General features: G+C 65.8%; 18 protein-coding genes, 1 other RNA gene and 1 pseudogene. 9 read left to right on the top strand and 11 right to left on the bottom strand.

The annotated features are described in order from the left end of the window. Positions 1–183 precede the first annotated feature (183 nt). Positions 184–756, bottom strand: coding sequence for a hypothetical protein (locus KXV01_RS03605; RefSeq protein ID WP_049439503.1), 573 nt, complete (start codon positions 754–756; stop codon positions 184–186). A 220-nt stretch (positions 757–976) separates the two neighbouring features. Between KXV01_RS03605 and ssrA the strand changes: the two genes are divergently transcribed. From ssrA to KXV01_RS03590, 3 genes are all read left to right on the top strand, one after another. Then, positions 977–1,330: a transfer-messenger RNA gene (gene ssrA, locus KXV01_RS03600) on the top strand. A gap of 205 nt (positions 1,331–1,535) precedes the next feature. Beyond that, on the top strand, positions 1,536–2,882 hold the full coding sequence (locus KXV01_RS03595) for a hypothetical protein (RefSeq protein WP_099494595.1): 1,347 nt from the start codon (positions 1,536–1,538) through the stop codon (positions 2,880–2,882). An 81-nt stretch (positions 2,883–2,963) separates the two neighbouring features. Then, entirely contained in the window at positions 2,964–3,446 is a 483-nt protein-coding gene (locus tag KXV01_RS03590) for a hypothetical protein (protein ID WP_099494594.1), read from the top strand. 14 nt (positions 3,447–3,460) lie between these two features. Here KXV01_RS03590 and KXV01_RS03585 read toward each other — a convergent pair whose 3' ends face one another. Continuing rightward, on the bottom strand, positions 3,461–3,922 hold the full coding sequence (locus KXV01_RS03585) for an isoprenylcysteine carboxylmethyltransferase family protein (RefSeq protein WP_099494593.1): 462 nt from the start codon (positions 3,920–3,922) through the stop codon (positions 3,461–3,463). 145 nt (positions 3,923–4,067) lie between these two features. On the opposite strand from KXV01_RS03585, the gene KXV01_RS03580 reads away from it, so the two are divergent. Further along, the gene (locus KXV01_RS03580) at positions 4,068–6,089 is read left to right on the top strand and encodes an alpha/beta fold hydrolase (protein ID WP_049414605.1); all 2,022 of its coding nucleotides are present in this window, start codon (positions 4,068–4,070) and stop codon (positions 6,087–6,089) included. A gap of 17 nt (positions 6,090–6,106) precedes the next feature. Here KXV01_RS03580 and KXV01_RS03575 read toward each other — a convergent pair whose 3' ends face one another. Continuing rightward, positions 6,107–7,330 (bottom strand): cytochrome P450, encoded by a 1,224-nt coding sequence (locus KXV01_RS03575; protein ID WP_065426567.1) that lies wholly within the window; start codon positions 7,328–7,330, stop codon positions 6,107–6,109. 379 nt (positions 7,331–7,709) lie between these two features. Here KXV01_RS03575 and hchA point away from each other — a divergent pair. After that, positions 7,710–8,582, top strand: a pseudogene (gene hchA, locus KXV01_RS03570) (glyoxalase III HchA). A 4-nt stretch (positions 8,583–8,586) separates the two neighbouring features. Next, positions 8,587–9,291, top strand: a complete 705-nt coding sequence (locus tag KXV01_RS03565) for a PA1136 family autoinducer-binding transcriptional regulator (protein WP_049439510.1) — start codon at positions 8,587–8,589, stop codon at positions 9,289–9,291. Positions 9,292–9,310: 19 nt separating this feature from the next. On the opposite strand, the gene KXV01_RS03560 is transcribed toward KXV01_RS03565, so the two are convergent. Beyond that, positions 9,311–10,567 carry a cytochrome P450 gene (locus KXV01_RS03560; RefSeq protein WP_241898805.1) on the bottom strand — a complete coding sequence of 419 codons (1,257 nt, stop codon included), beginning with the start codon at positions 10,565–10,567 and terminating at the stop codon, positions 9,311–9,313. A gap of 373 nt (positions 10,568–10,940) precedes the next feature. On the opposite strand from KXV01_RS03560, the gene KXV01_RS03555 reads away from it, so the two are divergent. After that, positions 10,941–11,798, top strand: coding sequence for an endonuclease/exonuclease/phosphatase family protein (locus KXV01_RS03555; protein WP_263467507.1), 858 nt, complete (start codon positions 10,941–10,943; stop codon positions 11,796–11,798). Between the two features lie 19 nt (positions 11,799–11,817). Here KXV01_RS03555 and KXV01_RS03550 read toward each other — a convergent pair whose 3' ends face one another. Next, positions 11,818–12,081: a hypothetical protein gene (locus KXV01_RS03550; protein WP_049414598.1), complete on the bottom strand. Its 264-nt coding sequence runs from the start codon at positions 12,079–12,081 to the stop codon at positions 11,818–11,820. A gap of 142 nt (positions 12,082–12,223) precedes the next feature. Between KXV01_RS03550 and KXV01_RS03545 the strand changes: the two genes are divergently transcribed. Next, positions 12,224–12,601 (top strand): VOC family protein, encoded by a 378-nt coding sequence (locus KXV01_RS03545; protein WP_049414413.1) that lies wholly within the window; start codon positions 12,224–12,226, stop codon positions 12,599–12,601. Positions 12,602–12,643: 42 nt separating this feature from the next. Here KXV01_RS03545 and KXV01_RS03540 read toward each other — a convergent pair whose 3' ends face one another. The 6 genes from KXV01_RS03540 to KXV01_RS03515 form a co-directional block, all read right to left on the bottom strand. Further along, a complete protein-coding gene (locus KXV01_RS03540) occupies positions 12,644–14,065 on the bottom strand; it encodes an efflux transporter outer membrane subunit (RefSeq protein ID WP_049414414.1) in 1,422 nt (473 codons plus the stop codon). Further along, positions 14,059–14,796 (bottom strand): SDR family oxidoreductase, encoded by a 738-nt coding sequence (locus KXV01_RS03535; protein WP_049414415.1) that lies wholly within the window; start codon positions 14,794–14,796, stop codon positions 14,059–14,061. Before KXV01_RS03535 ends, KXV01_RS03540 begins: the two co-directional genes overlap by 7 nt. A gap of 63 nt (positions 14,797–14,859) precedes the next feature. Continuing rightward, entirely contained in the window at positions 14,860–18,030 is a 3,171-nt protein-coding gene (locus KXV01_RS03530; RefSeq protein ID WP_099494590.1) for a multidrug efflux RND transporter permease subunit, read from the bottom strand. Between the two features lie 127 nt (positions 18,031–18,157). Next, positions 18,158–19,381 (bottom strand): efflux RND transporter periplasmic adaptor subunit, encoded by a 1,224-nt coding sequence (locus KXV01_RS03525; RefSeq protein ID WP_099494589.1) that lies wholly within the window; start codon positions 19,379–19,381, stop codon positions 18,158–18,160. Positions 19,382–19,472: 91 nt separating this feature from the next. Continuing rightward, positions 19,473–20,243: an SDR family NAD(P)-dependent oxidoreductase gene (locus tag KXV01_RS03520; RefSeq protein WP_099494588.1), complete on the bottom strand. Its 771-nt coding sequence runs from the start codon at positions 20,241–20,243 to the stop codon at positions 19,473–19,475. Beyond that, entirely contained in the window at positions 20,240–20,467 is a 228-nt protein-coding gene (locus tag KXV01_RS03515; RefSeq protein WP_049414419.1) for a hypothetical protein, read from the bottom strand. Before KXV01_RS03515 ends, KXV01_RS03520 begins: the two co-directional genes overlap by 4 nt. A 147-nt stretch (positions 20,468–20,614) precedes the next feature. Here KXV01_RS03515 and KXV01_RS03510 point away from each other — a divergent pair, with 147 nt between their 5' ends. Continuing rightward, on the top strand, positions 20,615–21,646 hold the full coding sequence (locus tag KXV01_RS03510; RefSeq protein ID WP_005416157.1) for a LysR family transcriptional regulator: 1,032 nt from the start codon (positions 20,615–20,617) through the stop codon (positions 21,644–21,646). Positions 21,647–21,775: the final 129 nt, after the last annotated feature.

The raw sequence follows: 21,775 nt of genomic DNA, 5'->3' as shown, positions 1-21,775 counted from the left end.
CGACGTTAAGGTGCGGGATGGGGATCGCTCGGCTCGTCTGTCGGCTGCTATCCGCAGATATCATGTTGACGGTCCCTCCACCCTGGCTCCTACATACCGCGTAGGAGCCGGGAGGAACATACAAGCCATGCTCGGCTTCGGCACACAAGCAGTCGAGCATGGCTCGACGCCAGACAAGGCGGGTCACCCTGCCAACACGCCCTGCCCGCGCATGCGCGGTGCCAGCGCCGCGTGCATCACGGCCAGGTGCATTACGACTGCCAGTTCCGGGGCATGCCGGTCATCACCCGCGCGCCACTGCTGTGCCATCTGGGCCGCATCGGCCGGCAACAGGGCCAGCAGCTGGGCGTCATCCAGCGAATCGGCAGCGCCCTGCAGCTGTCGCGCCAGCTGCCGCGACTGCCACACATGCACACCGATGCTGAGGCTGGCCAGCGACATCAGGACCACGGCCAGCCCGTGCTCGAACCACTGCGACAGCACTTCCGGCCCCCACAGCAGGGCCGCCAACACCGCCATGCCCGGCAGACGCCAGCCCAGCCAATGGATGCGACCGCGCTGCGACCAATGCACCACCACCGCACTGGCGACCAGTGCTGCGGCCGCTGTGGCCGGCAGTTCGGTCAGCGCGGTGGCCGCAAGCAGCACGCCCAGCACGGCCCAGACCCAACCGGGGGGCAAGGCCCGCCGCTGGTAGTCGGCCCCGACGGGTCCGACCAGCTGTCGCAGGCTGCGTTGTTGGCTTGCATCGGTCACCCACAGTCTCCGTGTTTGTCCTGGCCCGGATGGTCGCCGCCAGTGTGTCGCAAATTCGTGCCAGGGACGTTACCAATCCGCTATGACGGAGGCTCTACAACTTGTTGCGGATTGCCAAGGTGACTGTTCAGCTGTTTTGGCGTAGCATTGCCAGCGTTGGGCAGGCACTGAGCGTGGCGACACGAAACAGGCCTTGTACCTTGCAGAACTTGAAGAAACCGGGGGTGCATTGGTTTCGACGGGGGTTGTGAAGTCGCCTGGCGCATGCCGAGGGGGTAGCTTTCCTCGTAAATCCAGCTGCAAAACTCTAGTTGCCAACGACGACAACTACGCTCTGGCCGCTTAAGGCCTAAGCCTCGAAACCGCTTGTGTCCATGCTCGCGGTGTAGAGTCACTATCATGGAATCGCGCTGGACGGCTGCCTGTCAGTCCGGCACTAGAACACAACAGGCTGGTTCCCGGATGCGCTTCGCGCACCGTGCTGTTCGGGGACGAGATCCAACGGTGAGCTAAGCATGTAGTGCTGGGGATGGAGTGCCTTCGGACGGCGGTTCAATTCCGCCCACCTCCACCATCTGTATGGCCTGTCGAGGCCGCAAGAAGCCGGATCTCCCGTCAATGGAGTTCCGGCTTTTTTGTTTTCCGAGGATGGCGCCTCCTCTGCTGTACCGACATTCCCCGATGCCACCCGCATGGGGAGCCAGTCACAGAAGCTGAGATCCGGATCCAGTAGAGTCCCTGCGTCACACGACGTGACCCGAAACCTGAAAGGACATCAGATGAAGCGCATCACACTGTTTGTGGGCTTGGCCGTGGCGTTGGCACTGGGGCAGGCTTCCGCTGCCACGCCAGGCTCCCGCTATCTGCAGCTGACCGCTGACCAGCGCGTACAACCCGGCACGGCAACCCTGCTTTCGAGCACCATCGATCTGAACGCCCCTGGATGGGTATACGTGCAGTCGGATGGACGGTACTTCCCTGGCGGCCGCTCTGCCGCCAACGCCTACATCACCATCAACGGTGAGGTGGTCTCCAACGACAGCTACATCGACTGGCGGCAGTCGACATCGGCCCAACAGCACTCCTTCAATGTCATCGGTGCCAAGTACCTGCCCGCCGGACACCATACGGTCAACCTGGCCGGACAGGCCATCGGTTCGGCCGTCAATTTCGGCTCCGCCAGCAACCTTTCCGTGCTCATCACATCTGCAGGCTCGGTAACCAACAGCAGCCTTCCGAGTGACACCGCGCAGCTGGACTTCAATACCGTCGGCAGCCCTGAAGGAATGGCGTTGCAGGCCAAGGACCGCAAGCTGCTGATGACTGCCCAGGCCGGCAATCCCGGTGGCCCCATCGTGGCCATGGCTTCCGGCCGCGCGTTCGCATGGGGCAACTACGGCGATGGCATGATGGGAATTTTCCTGAACGAGCAGGAGCCCGGCATCGAATCGATGACCTGGTCGATCAATGACATCTTCAGTGGCGCAGAAACGCAGGCTCCCTTCTATTCGCAAGGCCTGTTCGTCAATCCGCCGGCTTACAGCACTGTCAGCTTCGTCGCGTCCGAATCGCCGTACTACCAGCCGCAGGACGCCAACACCAACAACGTAAAGTACAAGTTCGGCGCCAACTCCCGACTGGTGACGCTGTCCAACGGCTTTGGCGTGGTCGGAAAGGGGTTGAACCCTGGATTCAACTACGCCGCCGCAGGCCCCTACCGCCGCTTCGCCTATGTCTGCGTCGGGACCAATGGCTTCGCGCCGGGCTGTCCGTCAGCGGGCTCGCAGGTGGTCATTGGCGAGGGCCAGGTCTGCATTCCGCAGGGGCACAACGGCGTGGTGCTTTTCTCGACAAAGTCCCGCGTGCAGGGTGACCCGAACGACGGTGGCGGAAGCGTGTTCCTGTTCCTGAAGATCGATGGCCAGCAGGTGGGCAGCCTCGGCACCCAGCAGTTGGGCTCCAAGCCGGACTCGGTCAGCACCCGTACCATCTCCGCCAGCTACCTGAGCGCGGGATCGTCCGCGCTGGGAACGGGCTGCCACACCGTGCAGGCCGTGGCCCAGGTACTAGGAGATTTCCGCCACATGTCGCTCAATGCCGACATGCCGCTGGTCTGGTTCGACTGACCCATCACGCCGAATGTGGCCGGTGGCCGGGATCTGTTCGCCCCGCCACCGGCTATCCCGCGACACATTAAAGAATCTGCCATGAAAGCTCCCGTCGCCCTCACCCTGTTCCTCGTCACCCTCGCCGCCGCCCAACCCGCGCACGCCGCGGCACCGGCCATCGCGCTCCCCGGCACCGCCACGCTGGAAGCCCTGCTGGCCTGCAAGGCCGGCTCGGACTTCAGCGAGGCCGACGCCATCGATGCACTGCAGGCCGCTGGCCTGGCCGGGAAACCGGGTGGCACCTTCGAGCCGGAGGACAAGCCGGTCGCCCTGTTCGGCGGTACCGTCACCAGTGCCGATGTGAACGTGGCCGAGGGCGAGAAGAGCCTCTTCGTCTACTTGAACGGCATTGACGCCACGCATCTGGCCACAGCGTGGTCAGTGAACACGGTCAACAAACACGCCAACACGGAGGAACCTTCATACGTGAAGACCACCGACAAGCGCCACACCCTGCACGTGATCGCAGGCGACGACTACGAAGGCTATTCCGCTGCCGTGAAGTGCCAGATCACCCGGTAGCGGGTTGATCCCCGCTACAGCCAACGCCGCACACGTTGGCGGAACAACGGATACACCTCGGGGAAGCGCGCCAGCAACGCCCGCTCTTCCGGCATGATCTGCAACCAGGTGATGTAGAGCACGAACAACGGCACAGCCAGCAACGCGACCATGTTCTGCAGGTACAACATTGCGCCAGTGAGGATCGTTGCCTGGCCCAGATACATCGGATTGCGCGTGTAACGGTACATGCCGCGCGTGACCAGCGCGCTTGATGCCGAAGGGCGCAGCGGATTGACCGTGGTGCGCGCCCGCTGGAACGCAAGCTTCGGCAGCAGGTTCAGCGCCACACCGATCGCCATCACCCCGCCTGACATCAGCGCCCGCATCGGCAGGGGCAACACCGCCTCCGGCCACAGTCGGCTCCCAAGCCAGCCGATCCCCGCGCACAGCAGCATCACCAGCGGCGGCGGGATCCGGGTCTCAAGCCACGTCATCGCAGTCCCTGCATAACTCCATTCGCCGCAGTGTCACACGGGAATGGCTGAATCGCCCAAGGCGGCCTGGCCCAAACCTACCGTCCGGTCTATTCCGCTTTGACAGGCCGGCCGCTAGAGTGGCGCCACCGCGAAGGAGGATCGCATGGCTACCACGGGCTTGGGCTTGATCGGCCGCACGACCCTCATCATCACCGTGCTGCTCGCCCTGGGCGGCTGCGCGACGCTGCGCCAGTTCGGGCCGTCGGTGCAGGTTGCCTCGGTCACGCCCGGCCAGTACATCGCGCTCAAGCGCGGTGACATCCTGACCTCCGGCAAGCTCAGCGCGGCGACCATCGAGACCCTGCGCGTGGCCGGGCTCGACGAGGGCGTCTGTGCCAAGCCCGGCCTGCCCTGCATCGAGGCGATGGAAAGCAGCATCGTGGTGCGTGAGGAAGACAAGCGCTCCAGCCTGGCCGAGCTGTGGCTGCAGTATGCGATGACCCTGCCGGCGCCAAAACGCGAGTACTCGGCATCCGGCCGCGCCAAGACCGCAATCACCGAGCTGGATGCCGACTTCCAGCCACGCCTCGATGCGTGGATGCAGGTCGCGCGCCAGGCCTATGCCTATCTGTTCTTCACCGAGCGCACGGCGAACCAGCGCGGCTTCGAAGACCGCCAGACCCAGGTGCGCGATTACTACAACCTGGCTGTGCAGGAAGCCTCGGTGCAGCTTTACAACGCCTATGCCACCGGGCGCGTGCACGGCCAGGCCAGCCATTTCCAGCTGGGCCGCTGGACCTTCGTGCTGGCCCCTTCAGACGAAGCATCGGCGCTGGACCAGCGTACCCCCAGCGAGCTGGTGCCCGCCGCCTCGCTGTCGTTCACCGGTACGCTGCGAAGCGTGCATCGCCGCGATGGCTTCGGTGCCGAACTGGTGGCAGTGATGGATGACCCGGCCGGCAGCACGGCCACCACGCCTCCGGCAGCGGCGCAGGCAACGCAGGCAAGCCGTCCCGCCACGCAGAGCTGGAGCGAGATGCCCTCGCCATCGATGACGGTGCTGCTGCGCTTCTCGGGAAAAAACCTGTGGGAGGTGCTGCACGATGACGAGCCGGAGCTGGAGATCCACGATCCCTACCAGGTTGCGGAAGTGACCCTGCACGGCCAGCAGGTGCCACTGGCGGCCAACTTCACTGCCGGCTATGCGCTGTGGCTGGCCCGCTCCAACTTCAGCCGACAGTCGTTGCGCACGCTGTTCGGTGGCAAGGGCGGCATCGACACGCCGCATCTGTACATGATGCAGCCCTACGACCCGAACCGCCGCGTGCTGCTGATGATCCATGGCCTGGCCAGCAGTCCGGAAGCCTGGGTCAACGTGGCCAACGAACTGCTGCGCGACGACGAGATCCGCCAGGAGTTCCAGGTCTGGCAGTTCTATTACCCGACCAACATGCCTATCGCGATGAGCCACGATGCGATGCGCCACACGCTGGCTGAAGTGTTCAAGCACTTCGACCCCAGCGGCAAGGCGCAGGCCTCGCATGACATGGTGCTGGTGGGGCACAGCATGGGCGGGGTGATCGCACGGTTGATGATCTCCTCCTCCGGCGACCACCTGGTCGACACCCTGCTGGCCACCGCGCAGATGACGCCCGCCCAGCGCGAACTGCTGCGCACCAAAGGCGCACCGGTGCTGACCTTCCTGCCGGAACCGGAAGTGTCCCGCGTGGTGTTCATCGCCACGCCGCATCGCGGTACCGACGTGGCGGGCACCCGTCTCGGCCGTTGGATCGGCCGGCTGGTGCGGTTGCCACTGACCGTGCTGGAAGACGTCGCCACCATCGCCAACGACGGCCAGATCGACCGCAATGACGGCAAGCACGGCTACCAGATGAACAGCATCCAGAACCTGGACAAGGACGATCCCTTCGTCCGCGCGGTGGCCGACCTGCCGATGTCGCCGAAGGTGCACTACCACTCGATCATCGCCCGCGCCAAGGCCGATGGGCCGCTGGAAAAGACCGACGACGGGCTGGTGCCCTACTGGAGCTCGCACCTGCCGCACGCGGATTCGGAGAAGGTGATCGTGTCCGGACACAGCGTGCAGGAAGCTACGCCGGCCATCGTCGAGCTGCGGCGGATCCTGCATGAGGACATGCAGGAACACGGGCGAACGGGAAAGTAGGCCGCCGTCCCGACAGATCAGGCACCGGCCGTACGCCGCGAGAACGTGCCATGCAGCGCCGCCGGAATCGCAAAGCCCTCCATGCGCACCTCGGGCCGATAGTCGGCGCTGGGGGTGAAGCGGAACTCGCGTGCCAGCAGCGCGCACAGCAATACCAGCTGTGCGTTGCCGACCGCCGATCCCACGCAGGAACGCGTGGGGAAGCCATAGGGCACATAGATGCCGGCGGTACGCTTGCGCCGTTCGGGCAGCCAGCGATCGGGATCGAACTGCAGCGGGTCATCCCAGTACTTCGCCGAGCGATGCTGGATGAACGAACTCAACTCGAACACTGTGCCTTCGGCGATGGCCTGCCCTTCCACCTGCAGATCGCAGGCGGCCACCCGACGGTTGTTGAAGGGCGTGGAGTACAGCCGCATCACTTCCTTCAGGAAGCGCATCGTGCAGGGAATCCTGGCCATCGGCAGCGCATGGATCTCCGCATCCGAGAGCGGCGCGAATTCCTCCTCGATGCGCTGGCGCCAGTGTGGATGCATCTGCATCGCCAACAGCAGGCAGGCAGCCATCATGCCGGGCACGCCGGAAATGGCGATCAGCTGCACGGTGACCAGGTAGATGACCTTGTCCAGGCCGATGCGCTCTCGCAGGCTCAGCAATGACTGCGCGTAGTCCAGCGCCGAACGCCCGCTGCGGACCCGGCGCTTGAGTTCGGCGGCGATCGCCCGTGATTCGCCACGGCCGATGAGGAAATTGCGCAGCAGGTGGCGGCGATGGATGACCTGCTCGACCTGGGTGGTGTAGCGCAGATGCAGGGCGCGTTCGATGGCTGCGGTGCCGCGGGCATCGAGCCCGTCGATCACCAGTGGCACCAGCGGATGCGCCATCACCTTCCACACGGCTGGCGTGGCATCCAGCTCGCGCCCGCACAGTGCGTCCAATGCCTGCCGCATGCGCGACTGCAACGCCTCCAGAGTCTGTGCACTGGTGAGGTCAGCACTGCGCGTGGCAATCAGGCTGCGCACTTCGGTCCAGCGCACGCGTTCGTGTCGGCGGAACAGGTCGGCCAGCGACTCGACCACGAACAGGTGCTCGGAATTCTCCTTGTCGACCTTGCCGGCCAGTTCCGGGCAGAAAACCCCGATACCGCCGGTTTCCAGTTTCAGCACCGGCCCCTCGCGCTCCACGCGCGCAGCCAGGCGCTCGGCAGCAATGGCGCTGCCTTCATTCGACATCCCTTGCATGCAGTGCGTCTCCGGCAGGAAGGGACTCGAAAGACGAGTCCCTTCGTCTTGCTACCGCTCAATCGCGGGTTTGGCCCGCAGGATCAGAATTCGACCCACAGAGGCCAGGTATCCCACACGCTGCTCTTTTCGTTCGGATGAATATTCAGAGTGACGCGCAATGCTCGGGCGAATCTTTTCATTTTCATTCCTTTGCTTGCTGTGTGGTTATGCCGGGATTATCCCGGCACCGGCTAGATAACACGACATAATCCCGCTGTCCAACCGGCCGGGTGGCGCGCTGCAGCATCCGGGTTGCGTCCGATTGAGGGGAATCCCTCATCGCGCCTGCGCACGCAGCCTCCTATGCTGGGCTCACTTTCCCCCAACGGAGGTCTGCATGAACACGCAAGAGCCCAGCCGCTAGCCCAGCCCCGATCCGGCCGAGCGCGATGCCTTCTTCCCGTCGCCGTATTCGCTGTCGCAGTTCACCTCGCCCAAGAGCGACCTGTCCGGCGCCGACTATCCGGATGCACGCCGCGATGGCCGCTGGAAGGTGCTGATGATCGCCGCCGACGAGCGCTATCTGCCGACCGCCAATGGCCACCTGTTCTCCACCGGGAACCATCCGGTGGAAACCCTGCTGCCGATGTACCACCTGGACAAGGCCGGCTTCGACATCGACGTGGCGACGCTGTCCGGCAACGCCGTCAAATTCGAATGGTGGGCCTTCCCGCACGAGGACCGCGAGATCGGCGCCCTGTACGAACGCTACCAGGCACGCTTCCGCCAGCCGTTGCAGCTGGATGAGGTGGTGGCCGGCCTGGGAGCCGATTCAGACTATGCCGCCATCTTCATTCCCGGTGGCCACGGCGCACTGATCGGCCTGCCGGAGAGCGCGGCGGTGAAGGCCACGCTGCAGTGGGCCATGGCCGGGCAGCGCCACATCATCACGCTCTGCCATGGCCCGGCGGCGCTGCTGGCGGCGGGCGTCGACGAAGCCGAGGGTGACTCGCTGTTCCGTGGCTACCGCATCTGTGCCTTCCCCGACGCAATGGACCGGCAGACACCGGAGATCGGCTACATGCCGGGGCAGCTGCGCTGGTTCTTCGGTGAGCGTCTGGCCCAGCAGGGCGTGCAGATCGTCAATGAGGGCATCGATGGCAGCGTGCTGCAGGATCGGCTGCTGCTGACCGGCGACAGTCCGCTGGCTGGCAACGCGCTGGGCAAGCTGGCCGCGCGTACGCTGCTCGACGCGTTGGCCGGGCGCTGAGCCTGTGCCCACGCTGGTGCCCGCGTTGCTGGAACTGGAACAGGCGCGCTCACTGGCCGCGGTGGGCGGCGTGCTGCGCCGCGCCGCCTCACCACTGGGCTACGACCGCCTGCTGGTGTTCGCCACTGCAACCGGCCTGGAACGCGGCGCACAGCGCGTGTACTGGATCGAAGGTGACTGGTACGACGACGGCAGCGCCACCGGGCTCGCCCGCTACCTGCACGCCTGCCCGGTCAATCGCCATGTACTGGACAGCACTGCTCCGTTCTTCTGGAGCAAGCGCCAGGGCGTGCGCGGCGAACGCTATGTGGTGGTGAAGCAGCCGCGCGGCGATGGCCTGCATGGGCTGCAGGTTCCAGTGTTCGGCCCGACCGGTCTGGAAGGCGCGGTCAGCTTCGCCGGCACCTCGATTGATGCGTCCGCCAGCGCGCGCGTGCTGCTGGACATGGTCGGCACCTCCGCCTTCCGTGCGGCGCGGCGTCTGGCCGAAGCGCGGGCGGAGGCTCCCGCGGGCACCTTGAGCGCGCGCGAACGTGAAGTGCTGCGCTGGGTCGCGGCCGGGCGGCGCCAGGCGGACATCGCGGCCACACTGGGGCTGTCTGCGCGCACGGTGGAGAACCACCTGCGTCGAGCGCGGCAACGGCTGGGCGTGGCCACCACCGCGCAGGCGGTGCGCGCGGCCGGCCGCCGAGGCGAGATTGACGACTGAGCCACGCATGTGGCCACCGTCATGCGCGCCGCGGCGTCAACGTACCGATGAAGTCGACCGGGATGGCAAAGCCCTCCAGCTGCATCCAGGGTGCTGGCACCTCCTGCACCGACAACTCGAAATCGCGGGTCACCAGCGCGCAGAACAGCAGCAGCTGGGCATGGCCGACCGCGCTGCCGATGCAGGCACGCGATGAGAATCCGAACGGGACATAGGCGCCCTTGTTGGCCTGGCGGCGCTCGGGCAACCAGCGATCCGGATCGAAGCTGTCCGGGTTCTGCCAGTACTCCGGCGAATGATGCTGGAAGTAGGACGACAGTTCGTATGCCCCACCCTTGCGGATGCAGACACCCTCGATGTCGATATCGTGCGAGGCGGGACGATGCAGGGCGAACAGTCCCGGCCAAAGCCGCAGAGTTTCCTTGACGAAACGCGACGTGCACGGCAGGGACTTGATCGGCAGTGCATACAGCTGCTCCAGGCTCAGCGCCGAGGTTTCCTCGCGAATGCGCGCATGCCAGTGCGGAAAACGGTGCATCGCGTAGAGCAGGCTGGCGGCAGTGATACCGGGCAGGCCCGACATGCCGGCCAGCACCATCGACACCAGATAGGCCACCCGGTCCACCCCGACCCGTTCTACCAGCGGCAGCAGCGATTGCAGGAAGTCCTCGCGCGGCGCGCTCTGCTGCGCACGACGCCGGATGTGCCGTGACACGGTGCGCGCCGCGCGGCGGGAAAGGTGGAAGTCGATGATCCGCCGCCAGAACGAGAAGTTCTGCAGCACGATGGCGTTGTAGCGGGTCCTCTGCTCGCCGATGAGGGCGTCGACGTCGTTGCGGCTGAGGCCATCGATCAGCAGCGGCAACAGTGACTGCGAGATCGTCCACCAGCTCAGTTCGCTGAGGTCATGCGCACGATCAGCACGCTGGGCGAGGAAGCCGTGCATGCGCGCGTAGAGATCGCGCATGTGCCCGGGGCTGGCCAGACGTCCGGCCTGTTCGCTCAGCAGTCCACGCACCTCACGCCATGCGACGGGGTCGCGGGCACGGCGCAGGCCAAGATAGTCAATCAGCGAATCCGGTACCGTGTGCCGGTCGGTGTTGGCCTTGTCGACCCTGACCGCCAGGGCCGGATCAAAGATGCCGACAACATCATTGTTGAAGCGCAGGACCGGCCCTTCGCGGCGCACGCGATCGAGCAGGTCGTCGATGGAAACCACTTCCGCATCCGCTGCACGCTCATCCATGCCCTGCCCCCCGATGCCAGGGAAGATCATCGACCTTCCCTGGCGATGTCATCGACTATGTGGCGTCCTTCCGGTCAGAAGATGTTCCAGTAGCGATACTTGGAACGGATGCACTGGGTGGAATTGTCCGAACGCAGGTTCAGCGACACCTGCAGGGCGCGAATCAATCGTGTCATGGCACAGCTCCTTGTGGTTCCGTTGTGGGTTTGCTGCTGCGATGCCGGGTTCAATGGCCGGCACGGCCGTTCTAGCACGCAGGCCCGGCCTGACGGGTCAATGCGCCGTCAAGGCCAGGCTGAATACGCCCATTCCCGACAGATGCCGCCAGCGCGTGCACAGCCATCCACCGGCAATCCGTGCGATGCTCCGTGAAACCGTTTTCATGGAATGGAGGGATTCCACGATGTTGTCGCGTTTCCGTCGCCCCGCGCTGTCTGCGCTGTTGGCGCTTGTCCTGCCTCTGACCAGCGCCTGGGCCGCAGCCCCTGCGCCGTTGAAGGTGATGTCGTTCAATGTGCGCACCCCGGCCGATACCGAAGCCGGCAAGCGCTGGCCCGACCGTCGCGATGCGATGGTGAAGGTCATCCTCGACGCGCACCCCGCGGTGATCGGTACCCAGGAGCTGGTGCAGGAGCAGGCCGACTACCTTGCCGAGCACCTGCCCGGATACCGTTGGTTCGGCGAGGGCCGCCGCGGCGGCAGCGGCGACGAGCACATGGGCGTGTTCTACGACAGCAAGGTGCTGGCGATCGAGGAATCAGGCAACTTCTGGCTGTCTGATACGCCCGATGTACCCGGCAGCATCACCTGGGGCAACCTGTATCCACGCATGGTCACCTGGGCGCTGTTCCGCCGCATCGGCGACGGCCGCCGCTTCTACTTCATGAACACCCACCTGCCCTACCGCGACGAGGACGAACCACGACGGGTGAAGGGTGCCGAGCTGATCGGGAGGCGCGTGGCCAAGCTGCCGGCCGACCTGCCGGTGGTGCTGACCGGTGACTTCAACAGCGAACCCGGCGGCGACACCTACAAGGCATTCACCCGCGTACTGCACGACACCCGTACCCAGGTGAAGACCCCGCAGGGCCCGCGACTGACCTTCCACGATTTCACTGGCAAGGCCACCGCGCAGCTGGACTGGGTGCTGGTGCGCGGTTTCCACGCGCGCAGCTTCCTGACCGATGACCGCCGCATCGATGGCGTGCTGCCATCGGATCATTTCCCGCTGGTGGTCGAGCTGGACTGGCCGAAGCACTGACCCTGCACGGCAGCCGCAGCTACAGCGGCGGCTGCCGCGACAGCAGGCGATACAGGGCCTGATGCTGATCGCGCGCCTGGCAGATGCGGGCCCCTATCGCCAGGAACACCGCCACGCCGATCAGGCCCAGTCCCAGCATCGAATCCTGCAGGCGCAGGAAACCGACCGCTGCGGCCATCGTCGCCAACACCAGCAGCACGACGACTGCCACTGACAGCCCCGCACCCGGTGGACCCGGATCACCGAACAACATCCGTTGAGTATCCCGCCTTCCGTCCGCCATCGCCTGTCCTCCCGAGTGCCTGACCCACTAGTTACACGGCGGGCTCGCAATCCGGCAGAGTCAGAAACGTCACGAAGGTGAAGACGTACACGGAATGCAGCGCGCTACCCTGCCGCGTACCCTTCGAACTGCGGAGCAGCACATGGCACACCAGAGCCGGCTGGCTGGATTCATCATCGACTGCCAGGACCTTCCCGCCGACGAAGGCGCCCGTTTCTGGGCCGCCGCGCTCGGCCTGCAGGCACAGGCGGCGCGTGCCGAAGGGGGCGCCGAGTATGCCGACCTGCTGGGCGCACCGGCGGGCCTGGACGTTGAAGTCCAGCGGGTCGATCACCCGTCACGGGTGCATCTGGACATCGAGAGCGACGACATCGATGCCGAGGCCGACCGCCTGGAAAAACTCGGCGCCCGTCGCATCGGCTTCGTCAAACGCTGGTGGGTGATGGAAGCGCCCAGCGGCCATCGCTTCTGCATCGTGCGCATGCGCGAGCGTGAGGTGCCGGCCAATCAGTGGCCCTGAAAGCAGAAGGGGACGGAAGCCACTGCCTCCGTCCCCCCGGATTCACTGCACCTGCGCCACGCTCGGTTGCTGCGGTGATTGCCCCCAGCCGCCCAGCGCCTTGTACACGCCCACCACGCTGACGTTGACCTCGGACTCGGCCGCCGCCAACGCATCATCGGCCGCCAGCTGCGTGCGCTGCGCATCCAGCAGGGTCAGGAAGTCTTCCGAGCCCTCGCGATAGCGGATCTGCGCCAGCGATTCGGCACGCCGTGCCGCCTGCGCCTGCTCGACCACGATCGCCAATCGTGCCTGCTGCTTGGAATAGCGGGTCAGCGCGTTCTCGGTGTCTTCCAGGGCCAGCAGTACCGCCTGCTCATACTGCGCGGCCACGCCTTCGGCTTCAGCCTTGCTGGCACGCAGGCGTGCACGCACGGTACCGAAGTCGAATGCTGCCCAGCTCAGCGACGGGGTCAGCGACCAGGCCTTGTTGTTGCCATTGACCAGGCCACTGGCATCGCCGCCGAGGAACCCGACGAAGCCGGACAGCGACAACCGCGGGAACAGGTCCGCAGTGGCCACGCCCACGCGTGCGGTCGCAGCCGCCAGGCGACGCTCGGCCACGCGCACGTCGGCGCGCTGGCGCAGCAGTTCGCGGGTATCGCCCAGCGGCAGTGCCTTGGCGAAGGCCGGCACGTCGTGCGGCGCGAGCATGTCGGTCAGCACTTCCGGGCGCTGGCCGAGCAGCACGGCCAGCCGGTTGCGCGACTGCGCCTCGGCCACTTCCAGCAACGGGATGTCGGCCTCGATCGCCTTCAGGCGGGCACGGCTGCTCTGCACATCCAGCTCGCTGCCGGCGCCCAGCTCCCAGCGTGCCTCGGTCAGCTTCTGCGTATCGCGCAGGTTTTCCAGCGTGTGCTGGGCCACCGCGATGCGCTTCTGCGTACCGCGCAGCTCGAAGTAGTTGCGTGCCACTTCGGCGGCGACCAGGACCTGCGCATCGGCCAGGTTGGCCTGCTCGGCACCTAGGTCCGCGCGCGCGGCTTCGGCGGCACGGCGCTTGCGGCCGAACAGATCCAGCTCCCAGCCGGCGTCGAAGCCGAGCTGGTAGCTTTCACTGAACACCCGCTGCCCATCCAGCTGCGGATCGGGTTGCTTGCGGCGGTCGTAGCTGCCGCCAGCGGTGACGTGCGGAGCCTGGTCGAAGCGGCTTTCCACGAACACCGCGCGGGCCTGGCTGACGCGGGCCACGGCCACGCGAAGGTCCAGGTTGTCCGACAGTGCGCCGTGCACCAGCTGTTCCAGCACCGGATCATCGAACTGCGCCCACCAGCTGGCGACCGGCGAAGCGGTACTGAACACCGGCTGCTGTGCACCCTGCAGGACCACCGGTTCCTGCACCGGGGCCTTGTAGTTCGGGCCGACGCTGACACAGCCCGCCAGCACCAGGCTGGAGACGGCCATCGCCAACGTGCGGATCACCATGGCAGCACCTCGCCCAGGTAGGTGAAGCTGCCGCTGGCACCGGTTTCACCGATCAGCGCCATTTCCACGCTGGAACGCGCGCCTTCGCTGATTTCGATCTCGCCGTTGCCGCCGTTCATGTCGGTCTTCACGTAACCCGGATGCACGGTGTTGACCTTGATCGGGGTATTGCGCAGTTCGTACGCCAGGCTCAGGGTCCAGCTGTTCACTGCGGCCTTGGACGCGTTGTAGGCCGGGATCTTGAAGTCGTAGATGCCCGAGGTCGGGTCGGCATGCAGGGTCTGCGAACCGAGCATGCTCGACACGTTGACGATGCGCCCGGACTTGGCCTGCCTGATCAGCGGCAGGAAGGCCTGGGTGACTGCGACCAGCGCATACACGTTGGTGTCGAAGGTGCGCTTCCAGGTATCGAGCGACTGCTCCGACGGTGCCTGCGCCGGGTTCTCGATCATGATGCCGGCGTTGTTGACCAGGATGTCGAGGCGGCCATGGCGCTGGCGCACCTGCTCGACCGCTTCGGCGATGCTGGCCGCGTCGGTCACGTCCAGCTGCAGGGCTTCGACCGGCAGGCCTTCAGTCTGCAGCTTCAGGGCCAGCTCCACCGCCGTTTCGCGCTTGCGACCGGCCAGCAGCGTGTGCACGCCGGCCTCTGCCAGCTGGCGCACGGTTTCCAGGCCGATGCCACGGGTAGCGCCAGTGACCAGCGCGATCTTGTTCTGATGGGTATTCATGGATGCATGCCTTGTCTGTGGGAAGAGTGGCCGCCGGCCAACGACCGGCGGCGGAGTTCCGTATCAGTGGTGGATGGTCGGTTCGCCGTGCTGCACCAGCTGGCCGCCACCGTTGCGGGTAACCAGCTTGCGCAGCGCCACGTAGAACACCGGGGTGAGGAACAGGCCGAACAGGGTCACGCCCAGCATGCCGGCAAACACCGTGATGCCGGTCACCGAGCGCACTTCGGCGCCTGCACCGTGCGACAGCACCAGCGGCACCGTGCCGGCGATGAACGCGATGGAGGTCATCACGATCGGGCGCAGGCGCAGGCGGCAGGCTTCCAGCGCGGCTTCAACGATGCCCTTGCCACCCATCTCCAGCTCTCTGGCGAATTCGACGATCAGGATCGCGTTCTTGCACGCCAGGCCCATCAGCACCACCAGGCCGACCTGCACGAACACGTTGTTGTCACCGCCGGTCAGCCACACGCCGAACAGCGCGGACAGCAGGGTCATCGGCACGATCAGGATCACCGCCAGCGGCAGCGACCAGCTCTCGTACAGCGCGGCCAGCACCAGGAAGGCCAGCATGATCGCCACCGGGAACACGATGAAGGCGGCCTTGCCCTGGGTTGCCTGCTGGTAGCTCAGGTCGGTCCATTCGGTGGTCATGCCGACCGGCAGTACCTTGCCGGCGATCTCGGTCAGTTTGGTCATCGCCTCGGCCGAGGACAGCAGGCGCGGGTCGGCTTCACCGGCCAGGTCCGCTGCCGGATAGCCATTGAAGCGCAGCACCGGGTCCGGGCCGAAGGTCTGCTTGATGGTGACCATCGAACCGATCGGCACCATCTCGCCGCGGTCGTTGCGGGTACGCAGCTTGCCGATGTCCTCGACCGTCTCACGGAACGGACCATCTGCCTGGGCGATCACCTGCCAGGTGCGGCCGAACTGGTTGAAGTCGTTGACGTAGGCCGAACCCAGGTAGGTCTGCAACGTGTCGAACAGCTCGGTGAGCTGCACGCCCTGTGCCTTGGCCTTGACGCGGTCCACCTCGGCATCGAGCTGCGGCACGTTGGCCTGGTAGCTGGAGATCGGGAAGGCCATGCCTGGGGTCTGCGCGACGGTGCCCTGCATGGCCTGCACGGCATTCTGCAGTGCGCCGTAGCCGAGGTTGCCACGGTCCTCGATGAACATCTGGTAGCCGTTGCCATTGCCCAGGCCGAGGATCGGCGGCGGCATCATCGCGAACGCGAAGCCTTCCTGCAGGCCGGCGATCTTCTGGTTGATCTCGGCATTGATCTGTGCGGCGGTGCGGCCATGGCGCTCGGCGAACGGCTTGAGCGGGATGAACGCCACACCGGTGTTCGGCGTGTTGGTGAACTGCAGCGCGTTCAGACCGGGGAACGAGATGGTGTGAGCGACGCCATCGGTTTCCTGGGCGATCTTGGCGACCTTGCGCAGCATTTCATCGGTACGCGCAATCGACGAACCTTCCGGCAGCTTCACACCGGCGATCAGGTACAGCTTGTCCTGGGTCGGAATGAAGCCCGGCGGCACCAGCTTGAAGATCACGCCGGTACCGACCAGCAGGATCGCGTAGACCACGAACACCGCACCGCGGCGGCCGAGGATGCGGGCCACACCACGCTCGTACTTCTCCGAACTGGACTTGAAGAAGCGGTTGAACGGACGGAATACCCAGCCGAACAGGCGGTCGATCAGGCGGCTCGGGCCGTCCTTCGGAGCGCCATGGGCCTTCAGCAGGCGCGCGGCCAGGGCCGGCGACAGGGTCAGCGAGTTGATCGCCGAGATCACCGTGGAGATGGCGATGGTGACGGCGAACTGCTTGTAGAACTGGCCGGTGACACCGGACAGGAAGGCCATGGGCACGAACACGGCGCACAGCACCAGCGCGATCGCCACGATCGGGCCGGACACTTCGCGCATGGCCTGGTGGGCCGCGGCGGTGGGCGACAGGCCTTCCTCGATGTTGCGCTCGACGTTCTCCACCACCACGATCGCGTCGTCGACCACGATGCCGATCGCCAGCACCAGGCCGAACAGGCTCAGCGTATTGATCGAGAAGCCCAGCAGGTACAGCGCGGCGAAGGTACCCACCACCGACACCGGCACCGCGATCAACGGGATGATCGAGGCACGCCAGGTCTGCAGGAACAGGATCACCACCAGCACCACCAGGGCGATCGCTTCCAGCAGCGTGGAGACCACGGCCTTGATCGAGTCGCGCACGAAGATGGTGGTGTCATACACCGCTTCGTACTTCACGTCGGCCGGCATGGTCTTCTGCATCTCGTCCATCGTCGAGATGACCTGGTCACGGATTTCCAGCGCGTTGGCACCCGGCGACTGGAAGATGCCGATACCCACCGCGTTCTTGCCGTCCAGCTGCGAGCGCAGGGTGTAGTCGCCCGCACCCAGTTCCAGGCGGGCCACGTCGGACAGGCGCACGATCTCGCCATCGGTGCCGCTCTTGAGCACGATGTCGCCGAATTCCTTTTCGGTCTTCAGCCGGCCCTGGGCATTGATCAGGGTCAGGAACTTGCTGTCCGGCAGCGGTTCGGCGCCGAGCTGGCCGGCCGAAACCTGCACGTTCTGCTCGCGCATGGCACGCACCACGTCGCTGGCGGTCAGGCCGCGCGAGGCGACCTTGTCCGGGTCCAGCCAGGCACGCATGGCGTAGTCGCCGCCACCGAAGATCTGCGCGTCACCCACGCCCGGAATGCGCGCCAGCGCATCCTTGACGTGCAGGCGGGCGTAGTTGCGCAGGTACAGGGTGTCGTACTTGCCTTGCGGCGAGGTCAGGTGCACCACCATCAGGAAGGTGGGCGACTGCTTCTGCGTGGTCACGCCCTGCCGGCGCACGTCCTCGGGCAGGCGTGCCTGGGCCTGGGCCACACGGTTCTGCACCTTCACCGCCGCCGCGTCCGGGTCCGTGCCCGGGCGGAAGGTGACGGTCATCTGCAGCACGCCGTCCGAGCCGGCAACCGACTTCAGGTACATCATGCCTTCGACGCCGTTGATCGCCTCTTCAAGCGGCGTGGCGACGGTCTCGGCAATGACCTTGGGATTGGCGCCCGGATAGACCGTGCGCACGACCACCGACGGCGGCACCACTTCGGGGTACTCACTGATCGGCAGGATCGGAATCGTGATCAGGCCTGCGGCGAAGATCACGATCGACAGCACCGCCGCGAAGATCGGCCTGTCAATGAAGAAACGGGAAAAGTCCATGGAGGAATTCCTGGGAAAGGCGTTCGGCGGGCAACAGCCACCCTGCCCCTCGCCGGGATGACGAAGGCAGGGGAGGCTGCCGCTGGCGCCGGCAGCTAAGCGGGGACGCGGATCAGGAGCCGGCGGATCAGTGCTTCAGGGCAGCGGTGGCATCGCGGCCCGGTGCCGGCGCCGGCTGTGGCTGCATCGCCACCGCCTTGGCCTGCACCGGCATGCCCGGCATGAAGACCTTCTGCACGCCGTCGATGATCACCTTGTCACCGGCGGCCAGGCCGTGCTCGACGATACGCAGGCCGTCGGCGGTGCGGCCGAGCTGGATGTCGCGGCGCTGGGCCTTGCCATCCTTGTCGACCACGTAGACGTACTTGCGGTCCTGGTCGGTCAGCACGGCCTTGTCATCGATCAGCATGGCCTGGAACTGGCCGCTGCCGAGCAGCTGCACGCGGGCGAACAGGCCCGGCGTGAACTGGCGGTCGGCGTTGTCCAGCAGCGCACGGACGCGGATGGTGCCGGTGCTGCGGGCCACCTGGTTGTCGAGGAAGTCGACCTTGCCCGTGTGCGGGTAGCCTTCTTCACCGGACAGGCCGACCTTCACCGGCAGCGCGCTGTCACGCTCGCTCGGGCGCTCGCCCTTGCGTGCCATCTGGGCGTAGCGCAGGAAGGTGCTTTCGTCGGCATCGAAGTAGACGAACACGGTGTCCAGCGAGACCAGCGTGGTCAGCACGCTGGCGCTGTCGCCGGCGGTGACAAGGTTGCCGGCGGTGACCATCGCGCGGCCGGCACGGCCGTCGATCGGTGCCCGCACCTTGGTGAACTCAAGATTGAGGCGGGCTGCATCCAATGCTGCCTGCGCGGCCTGCACGGCGGCGCCGGACTGGTCGGCAGCGGCACGGCGCTGCTCGGCGGTCTCGGTGGAGATCGCCTGCTGCTCGGACAGCCGCTTGGCGCGCTCGGACTCGCTGCGGGCCAGCGTGGCCTGGGTACGGGCGCGGGCCAGTTCGGCGGCCGCCCGATCGTACTCGGCCTGGTAGCTGCGCGCGTCGATGGTGAAGAGCACTTCGCCCTTCTTCACTTCCTGGCCTTCGACATAGTTGACCTTGTCGATGTAGCCGGACACGCGCGGACGCAGCTCAACGCTCTGTACCGCTTCGACGCGGCCGCTGAACTCGTCCCATTGGCTGACCTGCTTGACCAGCACCGGCGCGGCGCTGACCTGCGGCGGCGGCGGTGCACCGCCTTCTTCGGCATGGCCGCCGCTGCAGGCCGCAAGCACGGCCGCGGCGAGGATCGACACGCCGGCCATCGCAATGCGATGGCCGAAACGATGTGGGGTGGTATTGGGGGAAGTCATGGCATGCATCCGTACGGAGGGGTGGTACAGCTATATGAGAACGTGTTGCAAAAATCGGCGGCGAATACTGCGACCTCAACCATGGTTGAGGTCAAGCGATGCCTGCGGTGTCGCGCCACAGCGGAGGAACTTCCAGGTGCAGCAGGCCACGCGGCAATTCGGCATCGCTGCTGTCGCAGCGGACGATGGCGCGGTTGTCGCGGCACCCATCAAGCAGGGAGACCACACGACGACCGACCAGCAGCGAGCTGGGCCACTCGATGCAGGCATTGGCCGCGTTGGCCGGGGTACACACCGGGCTGCACACTTCCAGCATCTGCGCGCGCACGCCCAGCGCCTGCGCTTCCTGGTGCACCACCTGCGCATACATGCGCAGTGCGGCGGTGGTGATCGAGGTCTCGCCGTAGCCCGCCCAGGGCTTGGCGTTGGCCGGGCTGCCGATCATCACGTAGCGACGCGCGTGCACGTTGTCCTGCAGCAGCGGCAACAGGTGGCGCACGGCGTGCACGTGCGGCATCAGATCGGCCTGCATCGCGCCCAGCAGTTCATCGCCGTTGCGGTCGGTCACCCGGCCGCGACGGTAGGGGCCACCCATCGCAGCGATCACTGCCGCCAGCGGGCGCGGGCGCTGCGCGATGCGTTCGGCCAGCGCGCGTGCCGAGTCGTCATCGCTGAGCGAACCCAGCAGCGTCTCCAGTCCGGGCTCATCCGCGAACTGCTCACGCAGCGCGGCCAGCCGGCCCGGATCGCGGCCAACCACCAGCACCGGGCTGCCGGCTTCCAGCAAAGCGCCGACCACGCCCTGGCCGACGGCACCGGTACCGCCAAGGACCAGGACTTCGGGCGTCAGTATCCCATTCACGGGACATTTCCTCCCAAATCCGGGATAGTCCCGATCCGACGCAGGCGATCGCCCTTGTGCGGGACCAGGCGGATGGCACCGCCACGCTGCTGACGCATGGGCGCGGTAAACTCACGAAAGTCCTTGTGTACCAAGGAACTCGGACGGGCTTCGACGGTCATCGCCAGGTCCAGGGTGTTCTGGCCGGCGTTCCGGAGTCGGGCAAGAATGTTGCGCAGGCTCATGGCGGACGGGCTCCAATTAACGAATGGCGCCACGATAGACCTCAAACCTTTACTTGATTAGTCCTGATTAAGGGGAATAATCATCCCGCTCCCGGTCCAATCGTTCTGTCACGATTGTCCCATCCCCGACGTCCAGGATCCCCGACCATGTCCCACGATCTCAACGAGACGCTGATCTTCGTCAAAGTGGTCGAGCAAGGCAGCTTCATTGCCGCTGCCAAATCGCTCGGCCTGCCCAAGACCACGGTCAGCCGCAAAGTGCAGGAGCTGGAAACGCGCCTGGGTGCGCGCCTGCTGCACCGGACCACGCGCCGCCTCGGCCTGACCGAAGCCGGTTCGATCTACCACGAACACTGCCAGCGCATCGCACGCGAGCTTGAAGAGGCCGAAAGCGCGGTGAGCCAGCTGCAGTCCGGCCCGCGCGGCTGGCTGCGCTTCACCGTGCCCTACTCGATCGGCATCACCTGGATCGCCCCGCTGCTGGGCCAGTTCCATGCGCAGTATCCAGAGATCCGCCTGGACATGCACATGGGCAACGAGAAGCTGGACCTGATTGCCGGTGAAGCGGACCTGGCGCTGCGCGTGGGTGCCCTGCCCGATTCCAACCTGGTCGCGCGCAAGCTGGGCAGCCTGCGCACGCAGGTGTTCGCCAGTCCGGCCTACATTGAGCGCTATGGCGAACCGCTGCATCCGGAAGAGCTGCAGTTCCATCGCATCCTGGCGATGCGCAAGCCGTACCATACCGGCAACTCGCCGCGCTTCACCTGGCAGCTGGGCGAGAACGGCGGCGAACTGCGCGACTTCCCGGTCACCCCGCTGATGACCGCCAACGACATGTCTGCGTTGAATGGTGCATTGGTCTGTGGCGAAGGCCTGCTGCTGACCGGTGATGTGATGGCCAAGCCGTTCGTCGAATCGGGCATGGTGCGCCGCGTGCTGGCCGGCTGGACCGGCCCGGAAGTGGACTTCAATGCCGTGTTCGCCGGCGGCCGCCTGGTCTCGCCGAAGGTGCGTGCGTTTGTCGACTTCCTGGTCGAGAAGCTCAACTTCGATGCCAATTACATGCTGGCGCAGTGCCCGGGCGCGAAGCTGGCACAGCAGCAGAAGGCACAGGAAGATGCCGCGCTGGAAAGCAGTGGCAAGCGGATCCTGGAGAAGGTGGCGGCTTCGGCGGCGTAACCTGCAACAAGAGCGCCTATCCATCTCCTGGTAGATGCCGACCTTGGTCGGCATGGCTTACAGAGGAAGTCGAGCGCGGCTCGACTCTGCATGCGCTGTCGGCGTGCCGAGCAACGCTCGGCACCCACA

This window comes from Stenotrophomonas sp. Ps181, assembly GCF_025697425.1.
GTDB lineage: Bacteria > Pseudomonadota > Gammaproteobacteria > Xanthomonadales > Xanthomonadaceae > Stenotrophomonas > Stenotrophomonas sepilia.
The sequence above is the reverse complement of the archived record's forward strand: the minus strand, read 5'-3'. Positions and strand labels throughout refer to the sequence as shown.

Coding starts and splice junctions, on each gene's coding strand:
- KXV01_RS03595 (WP_099494595.1), top strand. CDS start 1,536: ATGAAGCGCATCACACTGTTTGTGGGCTTGGCCGTGGCGTTGGCACTG.
- KXV01_RS03590 (WP_099494594.1), top strand. CDS start 2,964: ATGAAAGCTCCCGTCGCCCTCACCCTGTTCCTCGTCACCCTCGCCGCC.
- KXV01_RS03585 (WP_099494593.1), bottom strand. CDS start 3,922: ATGACGTGGCTTGAGACCCGGATCCCGCCGCCGCTGGTGATGCTGCTG.
- KXV01_RS03580 (WP_049414605.1), top strand. CDS start 4,068: ATGGCTACCACGGGCTTGGGCTTGATCGGCCGCACGACCCTCATCATC.
- KXV01_RS03575 (WP_065426567.1), bottom strand. CDS start 7,330: ATGCAAGGGATGTCGAATGAAGGCAGCGCCATTGCTGCCGAGCGCCTG.
- KXV01_RS03560 (WP_241898805.1), bottom strand. CDS start 10,567: ATGATCTTCCCTGGCATCGGGGGGCAGGGCATGGATGAGCGTGCAGCG.
- KXV01_RS03555 (WP_263467507.1), top strand. CDS start 10,941: ATGTTGTCGCGTTTCCGTCGCCCCGCGCTGTCTGCGCTGTTGGCGCTT.
- KXV01_RS03550 (WP_049414598.1), bottom strand. CDS start 12,081: ATGGCGGACGGAAGGCGGGATACTCAACGGATGTTGTTCGGTGATCCG.
- KXV01_RS03545 (WP_049414413.1), top strand. CDS start 12,224: ATGGCACACCAGAGCCGGCTGGCTGGATTCATCATCGACTGCCAGGAC.
- KXV01_RS03540 (WP_049414414.1), bottom strand. CDS start 14,065: ATGGTGATCCGCACGTTGGCGATGGCCGTCTCCAGCCTGGTGCTGGCG.
- KXV01_RS03535 (WP_049414415.1), bottom strand. CDS start 14,796: ATGAATACCCATCAGAACAAGATCGCGCTGGTCACTGGCGCTACCCGT.
- KXV01_RS03530 (WP_099494590.1), bottom strand. CDS start 18,030: ATGGACTTTTCCCGTTTCTTCATTGACAGGCCGATCTTCGCGGCGGTG.
- KXV01_RS03525 (WP_099494589.1), bottom strand. CDS start 19,381: ATGACTTCCCCCAATACCACCCCACATCGTTTCGGCCATCGCATTGCG.
- KXV01_RS03515 (WP_049414419.1), bottom strand. CDS start 20,467: ATGAGCCTGCGCAACATTCTTGCCCGACTCCGGAACGCCGGCCAGAAC.
- KXV01_RS03510 (WP_005416157.1), top strand. CDS start 20,615: ATGTCCCACGATCTCAACGAGACGCTGATCTTCGTCAAAGTGGTCGAG.